Below are 12699 nucleotides of genomic sequence, written 5' to 3' on the forward strand. Positions count from 1 at the left end.
AGACCTCGTAAGGCTTACTGGTTTTGGCCGTCGAGCTTCGCCTTCAGCAGCGCGCCGAGGTTGGTCGTACCGGTCGCAGCAGCGCTGGAGTCCGACTGCAGGCCGCGGATCGCTTCCTGTTGTTCGGCCGAATCCTTCGCCTTGATCGACAGGTTGATGCCGCGCGACTTGCGATCGATGTTGATCACCATCGCGTTGACCTTGTCGCCTTCCTTCAGCACGTTGCGTGCGTCTTCGACGCGATCCTGCGAGATTTCCGACGCACGCAGGTAGCCTTCGATGTCGCCCGTCAGCGTGACGACCGCACCCTTCGCATCGACCGTCTTCACGACGCCGTCGACGATCGAGCCCTTGTCGTTCATTGCAACGTAGTTGCTGAACGGATCGCCTTCGAGCTGCTTGATGCCGAGCGAAATGCGCTCCTTCTCGACGTCGATGCCGAGCACGATCGCTTCGACTTCGTCGCCCTTCTTGTACTTGCGAACGGCTTCTTCGCCGGCTTCGCTCCACGACAGGTCCGACAGGTGGACCAGGCCGTCGATGCCGCCCGGCAGACCGATGAACACGCCGAAGTCGGTGATCGACTTGATTGCGCCCGTGATCTTGTCGCCCTTCTTGAAGTTGCGGCTGAAGTCGTCCCACGGATTCGGCTTGCACTGCTTCATGCCGAGGCTGATACGACGACGGTCTTCGTCGATCTCGAGGACCATGACTTCGACTTCGTCGCCCAGCTGGACAACCTTCGACGGCGCAACGTTCTTGTTGGTCCAGTCCATTTCCGACACGTGGACGAGGCCTTCGATGCCCGATTCCACTTCGACGAATGCGCCGTAGTCGGTGATGTTCGTGACCTTGCCGAACAGACGCGTGCCCGACGGGTAACGGCGCGAGATGCCTTCCCACGGATCGTCGCCCAGTTGCTTGATGCCCAGCGAGACGCGGTTCTTCTCTTGGTCGAACTTGAGGATCTTCGCGGTGACTTCCTGGCCAACCGACAGGACTTCGCTCGGGTGACGCACACGACGCCATGCGATGTCGGTGATGTGCAGCAGGCCGTCGATGCCGCCGAGGTCGACGAACGCGCCGTAATCGGTGATGTTCTTGACCACGCCGTTGACGATCGCGCCTTCCTTCAGCGTCTCGAGCAGCTTCGCGCGCTCTTCGCCTTGCGTTGCTTCGATCACTGCACGACGCGACAGCACGACGTTGTTGCGCTTGCGATCGAGCTTGATCACGCGGAACTCGAGCGTCTTGCCTTCGTACGGGGTCGTGTCCTTGACCGGACGCGTGTCGACCAGCGAACCCGGCAGGAACGCGCGGATGCCGTTGACCATCACGGTCATGCCGCCCTTCACCTTGCCGGTGATCGTGCCGGTGACGAGTTCGTTGTTGTCGAGGGCCTTTTCCAGCGACAGCCACGATGCGAGGCGCTTCGCCTTGTCGCGCGACAGGATCGTGTCGCCGTAGCCGTTTTCGAGTGCGTCGATCGCGACGGACACGAAATCGCCCGACTGCACCTCAACCTCGCCCTGATCGTTCAGGAATTCCTCGATCGGAATGTAAGCCTCGGACTTCAGGCCTGCATTGACGACCACGAAGTTGTGGTCGACGCGCACGACTTCGGCGGAAATCACTTCGCCGGCGCGCATGTCTTGGCGGGTCAGCGACTCTTCGAACAGAGCCGCAAAGGATTCGGTATTCGGGGTGGAGGTTTGCAGGTCGGACATAAAAATCTGATTGTGCATGGCTCGCTGTGCCACGCCGGCCGGAATGGCAGGCTGAAAGGGCCAGATCGAAGACCACACGGGGTTAAGGGTTCGAAACACGCTCCGCACTCACGCGCGGAGCACCTACTGCCGCCCAGCCTTCTCAGGCTGGCTGGCCGAGCGCCCGGTACCACTGCAGCACCTGATCGACGGCTTCATCGACCGAAAGTGCCGACGTATCGAGCAACTTGGCATCTGCCGCAGGCTTCAGCGGCGCGGCCGCGCGATTGCTGTCGCGCGCGTCACGTTCACGAAGATCCCGGAGCAAGTCATCTATGTTAGCAGAAAAACCTTTTTGCATCAATTGCTTATGCCGTCTGGTCGCGCGCGCCTCGGCGCTGGCCGTCAGGAACACCTTCAGCACGGCGTCGGGGAAGATCACCGTGCCCATGTCGCGCCCGTCCGCCACGAGGCCCGGCGTCTTGCGAAACGCCCGCTGGCGCGCGACGAGCGCGGTGCGCACGGGGCCGTGCACGGCAATGGCCGACGCGCGGTTGCCGACCGCTTCGGCACGGATGTCGTTCGACACGTCGACGCCGTCGAGCTGCGCGCAACCTTCACGGAACGTGATGTGCAGATCGTCGATCAGCTTCACCAGCGCGTCGATGTCTTCCGCTGCGATTCCGTAGCGCACGCTCGCGAGCGCCGCCAGCCGGTACAGCGCGCCGCTGTCGAGCAGGTGGAAGCCGAGGTGCGCGGCGACGAGCGCCGCGACGGTGCCCTTGCCGGAGGCGGTCGGGCCGTCGATCGTGATGACGGGAGTCGGGTGAAAGGGTCGGGTCGATTTCATCGGAACAGTCGGATCAGGCTTTGGCGAGCGCGGCGAAGCGGTCGAAATAGTCGGGGAACGTCTTGCCGACGCACTTCGGATCGTTGATCCGCACGGGCACGCCGCCCAGGCTGACGAGCGAGAAGCACATCGCCATCCGGTGATCGTCGTACGTATCGATCGCCGCGTTCGGCGTGAGCTTTTCCGGCGGCGTGACGACGAGATAGTCGAGGCCTTCCTCGACGATCGCGCCGACCTTGCGCAGCTCGGTCGCCATCGCGGCGATGCGGTCGGTCTCCTTCACGCGCCAGCTCGCGATGTTGCGCAGCGTGCTCGTGCCGTTCGCGAACAGCGCCGCGATCGCGATGGTCATCGCCGCGTCGGGAATCAGGTTGAAGTCCATGTCGATCGGCTCGAGCTTGCCGTGATCGTGGCCGATGCCGCGCACGTCGATCCAGTCGTCGCCCATCGTCACGTTCGCGCCCATCTGCATCAGCGCATTCGCGAAGCCGACGTCGCCCTGGATGCTTGCCCGCCCCACGCCCTCGACCCGCAGCGGGCCACCGCCCAGCGCGCCGGCCGCGAGGAAGTACGACGCGGACGACGCGTCGCCCTCGACCATGATCCGCCCCGGCGAGCGGTAGCGCACGCCGGCCGGCACGACGAAGCGCTGCCAGCCGTCGCGCTCGACGCTCACGCCGAAGCGCGCCATCAGCCGGATCGTGATGTCGATGTACGGCTTCGAGATCAGCTCGCCGTCGACTTCGACGACGGTCCGGCCGTCCTTCGCCTTCACGAGCGGCAGCGTCATCAGGAGCGCGGTGAGGAACTGGCTCGACACGTCGCCGCGCACGCGGATCGGCGCATCGACCGAGATCGTCGCGGGCTTGATCCGCAGCGGCGGGTAGCCTTCGTTCAGCTCGTAGTCGATCTGCGCGCCGATCTGGCGCAAGCCGTCGACGAGATCGCCGATCGGCCGCTCGTGCATGCGGGGCACGCCGTGCACCCGGTAGTCGCCGCCGTTCACCGCGAGCGCGGCGGTCAGCGGCCGCACGGCCGTGCCCGCGTTGCCGAGGAACAGGTCGGCCGTCTTCGCGGTAAACGCGCCGCGCGTGCCGGCGACGACACAGGTGTCGCCGTCGCGCGCGAGCTTCACGCCGAGCTTGCCGAGTGCGTCGAGCATCACGCGCGTGTCGTCGGAGTCGAGCAGGTTGGTGATCGTCGTTTCGCCTTCGGCGAGCGCCGCGAGCAGCAACACGCGGTTCGAAATGCTCTTCGAGCCGGGCAGGCGCACGGTGCCCGATGCACTGGAGTACGGGCCGAGATCGAGGTAGTCCATGGGAATCGTCCTGTTATTTCTTGACCGGTTCGGCAGCGGGCGCGCCGCCGCGTTCCTGCCATGCCTTGCGCGCGGCGCGCGAGCGCGTGAATACGGCTTCGAGCGCCGCGCCGTCGCCGGCGTCGATCGCCGCGCGCAACCGCGTGAGCACGCGCGTGTAGCCGTCGAGTTCGTCGAGCAGCGCCGCGCGGTTCGCGACGCACACGTCGCGCCACATTTCCGGGTTCGACGCCGCGATGCGCGTGAAATCTCGAAAACCGCCGGCCGCGTACGAGAATTTCAGTTCCGCGTCGGCCTCGCCGAGAATCTGCTCGACGAGCGCGAACGACAGCACGTGCGGCAGATGGCTGATCGACGCGAATACGCGATCGTGCTGTTCGGTGGTCATCGTGCGCACGTCGGCGCCGGTCGCGCGCCACATCGCGTCGATCCGGGCCACCGCTTCGGGCGCGTTCTCCGGCAGCGGGCACAGTACGACGTTGCGGCCGACGTAGAGGTCCGGCAACGCAGCCTCGACGCCGCTCGACTCGCGCCCGGCGATCGGATGCCCCGGCACGAACTGCACGATCCGCACGCCGAGCGCGTCGCGCGCAGCCGCAACGACATCGGACTTGGTGCTGCCCGCATCGGTGACGATCGTCGCGCCGTCGAGCCACGGCGCAATGCGCGCGAGCAACGGGCCCGTCTGTGCGACGGGCGCGGCCAGCAGGACGAGATCGGCGCCGGCAAGGGCGTCGCGCACCTGCGCGTCGTCGTCGAGCGCCGCCGCGCGGTCGATCACGCCGAGCGACAGCGCGCGCTCGACCGACGCACGCGAACGGCCCACGCCGACGATCTCGCCCGCACCGCCCGGCGCGCGCTCGCGCAGCGCGCGAGCCAGCGATCCGCCGATCAGGCCGACGCCGAAGATGACCAGTTTGTTGAATGCAAAGCCTGACACGACAAGAGCCAAGTTACGCATGCGGGACGACGCCCCGCACGCGGAATTCCAGATTCCGGGCAACGGGCCCGCACCCGGCGCAACCTGCGCCGGATACCGCCCGCTCCCGCCTTCGGCAGCGCCGATCGGCCTGCCCTGCCCGCTTCTTCGCGCACCGCAGGCGACGCGCCGCCGCGTCAGCGTGCGCGCGGATACGAACCGAGTATCTTCAGGAACGCGGCCTTTTGGCCGAGTTCCGCCAGCGCGGCCGCCACCGCCGCATCGTCGCGATGCCCTTCGATGTCGATGTAGAAGTAGTACTCCCACGTGCCCACGCGCGCCGGACGCGACTCGAAGCGCGTCATCGACACGCCGTGCCGCGCGAGCGGCTCGAGCAGCTTGAACACGGCGCCCGGCTCGTTCTTCACCGACACGATCAGCGACGTCTGGTCGTGACCGCTCTGGCCGGCCGGCTGCTTGCCGACGATCACAAAACGCGTGCGGTTGTGCGGATCGTCCTGGATCAGCGAGAACGCGATCTGCAGGCCGTAATGCGCGGCCGCACGATCGCCCGCGATCGCGGCGACGGTCGGATCGGCCGCGGCGAGACGCGCGGCCTCCGCGTTGCTCGCCACGGCCTGCCGCTCGAGCTGCGGCGCATTCGCCGCGAGCCACTGCTGGCATTGCGCGAGCGCCTGCGCATGCGCGCAGACACGCTTCACGCCGTCGAGCGTGCCGCTCTGCGTGAGCAGGTTGTGATGGATCGGCAGCGCGAGCTCGCCGCTGATCACCAGTTGGGTCTGCAACAGCAGGTCGAGCGTGCGCGATACCGCGCCTTCGGTCGAATTCTCGACCGGTGCGATGCCGAACGCGGACGCCCCGGCCTCGACCGAGCGGAACACCTCGTCGATCGACGGGCACGGCAGCCCTTCGATCGACTGGCCGAAATACTCGAGCATCGCCTGCTCGCTGTACGTGCCGACCGGCCCGAGGAACGCGACGTGGATCGTCTGCTCGAGCGCGCGGCTCGCCGCCATGATCTCGCGCCAGATGGCGCTGATGTGCTCGCTCGCGAGCGGCCCGGCACTCATGTCCTGCAGCCGCGCGATCACCTGCAGCTCGCGCTCCGGCCGGAACACCGGCGCGTTGAAATGCTTCTTGACCTCGCCCACCTCCAGCGCCACCGCGGCGCGCTGGTTCAGGAGCGCGATCAGCTGCGCGTCGATCGCGTCGATGCGGTCGCGCAGCGGTTTCAGGCGGGAATTCAGTTCGTCGTCCATGCGTTTTGCCGTGCTGTTTGAACAGCGCCGCCGTCAGGCGCCGCGCTGCTCGAAGTCCTTCATGTACTCGACGAGCGCCTTCACGCCCTCGAGCGGCACCGCGTTGTAGATCGACGCCCGCATGCCGCCGACGGACTTGTGGCCCTTCAGCTGCAGCAGCCCGCGCGCCTTTGCGCCGGCGAGGAAGTCTTCGTTGCGCGTTTCGTCGGCCAGGAAAAATGGCACGTTCATCCGCGAACGTGCTGCCGGCTCGACCTTGTTCAGATAGAAACTGCTCGCGTCGATCGTGTCGTAGAGCAGCTTCGATTTTTCGATATTGCGGGCCTCGATCGCTTCGAGCCCGCCCTGCCGCTTCAGCCACTGGAACACGAGGCCCGCGATGTAGATCGCGTAGGTGGGCGGCGTGTTGTACAGCGAGTTGTTCGCGGCGATGGTCTTCCATTCGAATGCGGACGGGCAGATAGACAGCGCGCGATCGAGCAGATCCTCGCGCACGATCACGACCGTCACGCCGGCCATCCCGATGTTCTTCTGCGCCCCGCCGAACAGCACGCCGTACTTCGCGACGTCCATCGGGCGAGACAGGATGTGCGACGAGACATCCGCGACCAGCGGCACGTCGCCGAGATCGGGGATCTCGAACGTCTCGACGCCGTCGATCGTCTCGTTGGTGCACAGATGCACGTAGGCGGGATCGTCCGACAGCTGCCATTCGGCGCGCGCGGGCGCACGCGTGAAACCGCCCTCCGTCTTGCCGGTCGCAGCCAGATGCGGCGTGCAGAACTTCTTCGCCTCGCCGAACGATTTCTGCGACCACGAACCCGTCACGACGAAGTCGGCCGTCTTGCGCGAGCCGAGCAGGTTCATCGGCACGATCGCGTTTTCCGCGATGCCGCCGCCCTGCAGGAACAGGATCCGGTGGCTCGCCGGCACGCCGAGCAGGTCGCGCAGGTCGCGCAGCGCGGCCTCGTGGATCGACATGAACTCCTTGCCGCGATGGCTCATCTCCATCACGCTCATGCCGCTGCCGTGCCAGTCGAGCATTTCGTCGGCGGCCTGCCGCAGTACTTCCTCGGGCATCGCTGCGGGGCCGGCGGAGAAATTAAAGACGCGCATCGTGAAAACCTCGGGAGGGACGCGACCGGCTTGCCGCCGGCAGAACGCGCCAGAAAAGAAATGGCCGCTTGCGCTCGCGCGCAAACGGCCATTATCGCACTGTCGTCAGGCTCCCGCCAAACCCGGCCGAACGGCCGGGGGCGTGCCCGGACAGCTTACTTGCCCGGCTTGACTGCTGCGACTTCCTTGTCAGCCTGCGTACGCGTTGCCTGGATCGCTTGCGGCATGTACTTCTGCATCAGGCCGTTGACCACGTCGCGACCGACCTGATCCTGAACCTGGATGAACTTGCGGCCCGTCGGGCTCTTGTAGAACGTCGTCAGATCCTTGATCTCCGACGTGCTGTAGTACTTCGCGTACGCGTCGTACTGAGCCGACATCGCGTCGCTCTGGAACTGTTGCGTGCCGAACACCTTGCCTGCGCCGTCGACCAGCTTCGGCACCGCGTTCTTCTGCAGCGTCGGAACGGCAGCCTGCTTCTGCTTGTCGTTCAGCGTCTTGTTTTCCGACAGCGCGTCCGACAGGATCGCCGGCACGAGTTGCTTGGCCTGCATTTCGGCGCTGTTGCCGATTGCCGACACGAGCTTCGGCGCGTCGATCGCGTCGAGCAGATCCTTGATCGCTGCCTTCTTGTCGGCGTCGATCGGCGCAGCTGCCGCCGGAGCAGCCGGTGCGGAATTCGACAGCGCCTGCGCCATCGCGAACGTCGGCACCAGTGCAGCCAGCAGAACCAGTTGCTTGAATTGCTTTTGCATCATCACTCCCTTTTGGAAATATGAATGGTTGCTCGCCGGCCGCGGCGCATTTCGCCCGCGGCGGCCAGAGTCTCATCCGTTCTTCAGGCTTCGCCGTCCGACGCCTCGTCGGCCTCGCCCTCTCCCTCTTCGGCCTCCGCGATCTGCTGCAGGCCAGAGAGCTTGGTACCCTCATCGAGACTGATGAGTGTAACACCTTGCGTGGCGCGTCCCATCTCGCGTATCTCGGAAACACGGGTGCGAATCAACACGCCGGCCGTCGTGATCAGCATGATCTGATCCTCGGCGTCGACGAGCGTGGCGGCCACGACCTTGCCGTTGCGCTCGGACGTCTGGATCGCGATCATGCCCTTCGTGCCGCGACCGTGACGCGTGTACTCGGTGATCGGCGTGCGCTTGCCGTAGCCGTTTTCGGTTGCGGTGAGCACCGTCTGCTCCTCGCTGCCCGCGACCAGCATCGCGATGACCTGCTGCCCGTCCTCGAGCTGCATGCCGCGCACGCCGCGCGCCTCGCGCCCCATCGGACGCACGTCGTTCTCGTCGAAACGCACTGCCTTGCCGGAATCCGAGAACAGCATCACGTCGTGCGCGCCGTCGGTGATCGACGCACCGATCAGGTAGTCGCCATCGTCGAGGCCGACCGCGATGATGCCCTTCTTCATCGGGCGGCTGAATGCTTCGAGCGGCGTCTTCTTCACGGTGCCGAGCGACGTCGCCATGAAGATGAACTTGTCGGCCGAGAATTCCTTGACCGGCAGCACGACGTTGATCTTCTCGCCTTCCTGCAGCGGGAACATGTTGACGATCGGGCGGCCGCGCGAGTTGCGCGAGCCCTGCGGCACTTCATAGACCTTGACCCAGTACACGCGGCCGCGGTTCGAGAAGCACAGGATGTAGTCGTGCGTGTTCGCGATGAAAAGCGTCTCGATCCAGTCGTCTTCCTTCATCTGCGTCGCCTGCTTGCCGCGACCGCCGCGCTTCTGCGCGCGGTACTCGGACAGCGGCTGCGACTTCACGTAGCCCGCATGCGACATCGTGACGACCATGTCCTGCGGCGTGATCAGATCCTCGGTGTTCAGCTCGGTCGCGTTCAGCTCGATCTTCGAGCGGCGCGCGTCGCCGAATTCGGCCTTCACCGAGGTCAGCTCCTCGCCGATCATCGTCGTGATCCGCTCGGGGCGCGCGAGGATGTCCAGCAGGTCGGCGATCTGCGCCATCACTTCGCGGTACTCGCCGATGATCTTGTCCTGCTCGAGGCCGGTCAGGCGCTGCAGACGCATCTGCAGGATTTCCTGCGCCTGCGTGTCGGACAGACGGTACAGCCCGTCGGCCTGCATCCCGAACGCCGGGTTCAGGCCTTCCGGACGATACGCGGAACGGCCGCCGGCCGCCGCGTTCTCTCTCTCGGCGCGCGTCAGCATCTCGCGCACGAGCGACGAATCCCACGGTTTCGCCATCAGTTCCTGCTTCGCGATCGGCGGCGTCGGCGCGGCCTTGATGATCGCGATGAACTCGTCGATGTTCGCGAGCGCGACCGCGAGACCTTCGAGCACGTGGCCGCGCTCGCGGGCCTTGCGCAGTTCGTAGATCGTGCGGCGCGTCAGCACTTCGCGTCGATGCGACAGGAAGCACTGCAGGATTTCCTTCAGGTTCAGCAGCTTCGGCTGGCCGTCGACGAGCGCGACCATGTTCATGCCGAACGTGTCCTGAAGCTGCGTCGCCTTGTACAGGTTGTTCAGCACCACTTCCGGCACTTCGCCGCGCTTGAGCTCGATCACGACGCGCATGCCGCTCTTGTCGGACTCGTCGCGGATGTCGGAAATGCCCTCGAGCTTCTTCTCATTGACGAGCTCGGCGATCCGCTCGAGCAGCGAGCGCTTGTTCACCTGGTACGGCAGCTCGTCGACGATGATCGCCATCCGCTGGCCGCGGTCGATCTCCTCGAAGTGCGTGGCCGCGCGCATCACGACGCGGCCGCGCCCGGTGCGGTAGCCGTCGCGCACGCCGGCGACGCCGTAGATGATGCCGGCCGTCGGGAAATCCGGCGCCGGGATGATCTCGATCAGCTCGTCGATCGTCGCCTCCGGGTTGCCGAGCAGATGCTGGCACGCGTCGACGACTTCGTTCAGGTTGTGCGGCGGAATGTTGGTCGCCATGCCGACCGCGATGCCCGACGAGCCGTTGATCAGCAGGTTCGGGATGCGCGACGGCAGGACCGACGGCTGCGTTTCGTTGCCGTCGTAGTTCGGCTCGAAATCGACCGTTTCCTTGTCGATGTCGGCGAGCAGCTCGTGACCGATCTTCGCCATGCGAATTTCGGTGTAACGCATCGCCGCGGCATTGTCGCCGTCGATCGAGCCGAAGTTGCCCTGCCCGTCGATCAGCATGTAGCGCAGCGAGAAGTCCTGCGCCATCCGCACGATCGTGTCGTAGACCGCGGTATCGCCGTGAGGGTGATATTTACCGATCACGTCACCGACGATACGCGCCGATTTCTTGTACGCGCGGTTCCAGTCGTTGTTCAGTTCGTGCATCGCGAACAATACGCGCCGGTGCACGGGCTTCAGGCCATCGCGGACATCCGGAAGGGCACGTCCGACGATCACGCTCATCGCGTAATCGAGATACGAACGGCGCATTTCCTCCTCGAGGGAGGTGGGCAGGGTCTCTTTGGCGAATTGATCCATGTATCCGTATCGTTTCGGAGCGAAGACGGCGAACGCCTTTCGCGTGGGCGCTGCATGCGCAACGCAACGCGAGATTCTAACATGCGCCCATCAGCCGCCAATCCGCTTCCCCTCTATATGTAAACAGCAAAAATCGCGGCGACGGCGAATCGGCCGAAATCGATCGGCCGACATCGCGCGCGACGCTCGAGACGCCGCACGCGATCGCATCCGCCGTGTTTCACGCGCGCGAGTAAACGACGGCATGCATTCGTGCGATTTCCCGGCCACGCTCTTGACAATCTCTAAAAGTTACGGCAGGCCGGTGTTGCGCATGCACCACAAAGTTGAAGCGATCTTGGGGTGGGGAGGATTTTTTTTCGTAGGAAGGGAACGATATGGCAAAATGCCAACGCACTGAAAGTTAGACGCTGCTCGAAGTCTACACAGAGCGGTGCCGCGTTTTTTGTGCCGCACCAATGTTATACTTCGAGCAATGTATGACTTGTCACCGTCAACAGGCTCGCAGTAAACCTGCGGTAATCTCAATTTCGAGAGGAGAAATATGAATAAACTTTCAAAGCTCGCGTTCATTGCAGCTACCGCAGTTATGGCTGCATCCGCTTCGGCACAGTCGGTGCCGGCGTCGCGTCAAGCCGTCAATGACAACTGGGTGAACGGCACGGGCGAATGGGTGTGGATGAACGGCACGAACGAGCTCTGCTGGCGCGATGCGTTCTGGACGCCGGCCACCGCCAACGCGAAGTGCGACGGCGCACTGGTCGCCCAGGCACCGCAGCCGCCGGTCGCTCCGGTCGCTCCGGCCATCACGAGCCAGAAGATCACGTATCAAGCTGACGCACTGTTCGACTTCGACAAGGCAACGCTCAAGCCGCTGGGCAAGCAGAAGCTGGACGAACTGGCATCGAAGATCCAGGGCATGAACACGGAAGTGGTCGTCGCAACGGGCTACACGGACCGCATCGGTTCGGACAAGTACAACGACCGTCTGTCGCTGCGCCGTGCGCAAGCCGTGAAGTCGTACCTGGTCAGCAAGGGTGTGCCGGCCAACAAGATCTACACGGAAGGCAAGGGCAAGCGCAACCCGGTCACGACCGGCTGCAACCAGAAGAACCGCAAGCAACTCATCGCCTGCCTTGCACCGGACCGCCGCGTGGAAGTCGAAGTGGTCGGTACGCAAGAAGTGCAGAAGACGACCGTTCCGGCGCAGTAAGCCGCGGTTTTCGACTGCTTCAAAGCCCCGCTCCGGCGGGGCTTTTTCATTGACGCCCGTCCAGACGCTCGCTGGCCTCGTCGTCCGCCCGCTTATATACTCGGGGCTGACGCACCGAAGCATCGCCCTCCTCTCGTAGCCCGTTTGCCGACATGACCAACGCCGATCCGCACGAACTCCAGAAATTCAGCGACCTCGCTCACCGATGGTGGGATCCGAATGCCGAATTCAAGCCGTTGCACGACCTGAACCCGGTGCGGCTCGGCTGGATCGACGCGCATGCGCATCTGGCCGGCAAGCGCGCGCTCGACATTGGCTGCGGCGGCGGCATCCTGTCCGAATCGATGGCCGGGCTCGGCGCCCAGGTGAAAGGCATCGACCTGTCGACCGAAGCGCTCGGCGTTGCCGACCTGCACAGCCTCGAAAGCGGCATTTCGGTCGATTACGAGGCGATCGCAGCCGAAGCGATCGCCGCGCGCGAACCGGGCACCTACGACGTCGTCACGTGCATGGAGATGCTCGAGCACGTGCCGTCACCCGGCGATATCGTGGCCGCGTGCGCGACGCTCGTGAAACCGGGCGGCTGGGTGTTCTTCTCGACGCTGAACCGCAATCTGAAGTCTTACCTGTTCGCGGTGATCGGCGCGGAATACATCGCACAAATGCTGCCGAAGGGCACGCACGATTACGCGCGCTTCATCCGCCCGTCGGAACTGGCCGGCTTCGTGCGCGCGACGGATCTGCACATCGTCGAGATCAAGGGCATCACGTATCACCCGATCGGCAAGCGCTTCGCGCTGTCGAACGACACCGACATCAACTACCTCGTCGCATGCCGACGCGGCGCATGATCTT

The 12699-nt window shown here is 64.8% G+C and carries 10 protein-coding genes; 2 read left to right on the top strand and 8 right to left on the bottom strand.

What is annotated here, in order from left to right; all coding sequences use genetic code 11:
• Positions 1-14: 14 nt before the first annotated feature.
• The 8 genes from rpsA to gyrA form a co-directional block, all read right to left on the bottom strand.
• Entirely contained in the window at positions 15-1727 is a 1713-nt protein-coding gene (rpsA, locus tag WT53_RS06130; RefSeq protein WP_011544885.1) for a 30S ribosomal protein S1, read from the bottom strand.
• Positions 1728-1869: 142 nt separating this feature from the next.
• A complete protein-coding gene (cmk, locus tag WT53_RS06135) occupies positions 1870-2556 on the bottom strand; it encodes a (d)CMP kinase (RefSeq protein WP_006476573.1) in 687 nt (228 codons plus the stop codon).
• 13 nt (positions 2557-2569) lie between these two features.
• A complete protein-coding gene (aroA, locus tag WT53_RS06140) occupies positions 2570-3874 on the bottom strand; it encodes a 3-phosphoshikimate 1-carboxyvinyltransferase (protein WP_034206717.1) in 1305 nt (434 codons plus the stop codon).
• A 13-nt stretch (positions 3875-3887) separates the two neighbouring features.
• The gene (locus WT53_RS06145) at positions 3888-4814 is read right to left on the bottom strand and encodes a prephenate dehydrogenase/arogenate dehydrogenase family protein (protein ID WP_034206716.1); all 927 of its coding nucleotides are present in this window, start codon (positions 4812-4814) and stop codon (positions 3888-3890) included.
• Between the two features lie 176 nt (positions 4815-4990).
• Positions 4991-6073 (bottom strand): prephenate dehydratase, encoded by a 1083-nt coding sequence (pheA, locus tag WT53_RS06150; protein ID WP_034206715.1) that lies wholly within the window; start codon positions 6071-6073, stop codon positions 4991-4993.
• 33 nt (positions 6074-6106) lie between these two features.
• Positions 6107-7189: a 3-phosphoserine/phosphohydroxythreonine transaminase gene (gene serC / locus WT53_RS06155; protein WP_034206714.1), complete on the bottom strand. Its 1083-nt coding sequence runs from the start codon at positions 7187-7189 to the stop codon at positions 6107-6109.
• A gap of 155 nt (positions 7190-7344) precedes the next feature.
• Positions 7345-7944, bottom strand: coding sequence for a DUF2059 domain-containing protein (locus WT53_RS06160; RefSeq protein WP_006486966.1), 600 nt, complete (start codon positions 7942-7944; stop codon positions 7345-7347).
• An 83-nt stretch (positions 7945-8027) separates the two neighbouring features.
• A complete protein-coding gene (gyrA, locus tag WT53_RS06165; RefSeq protein WP_034206713.1) occupies positions 8028-10631 on the bottom strand; it encodes a DNA gyrase subunit A in 2604 nt (867 codons plus the stop codon).
• Positions 10632-11175: 544 nt separating this feature from the next.
• Between gyrA and ompA the strand changes: the two genes are divergently transcribed.
• Both ompA and ubiG read left to right on the top strand, forming a co-directional pair.
• Positions 11176-11844, top strand: a complete 669-nt coding sequence (ompA, locus tag WT53_RS06170) for an outer membrane protein OmpA (protein ID WP_006400736.1) — start codon at positions 11176-11178, stop codon at positions 11842-11844.
• 152 nt (positions 11845-11996) lie between these two features.
• The gene (gene ubiG / locus WT53_RS06175) at positions 11997-12695 is read left to right on the top strand and encodes a bifunctional 2-polyprenyl-6-hydroxyphenol methylase/3-demethylubiquinol 3-O-methyltransferase UbiG (protein ID WP_059501696.1); all 699 of its coding nucleotides are present in this window, start codon (positions 11997-11999) and stop codon (positions 12693-12695) included.
• The last annotated feature ends 4 nt before the right edge of the window (positions 12696-12699 follow it).

It is taken from the genome of Burkholderia sp. MSMB2157WGS (assembly GCF_001532755.1).
GTDB lineage: Bacteria > Pseudomonadota > Gammaproteobacteria > Burkholderiales > Burkholderiaceae > Burkholderia.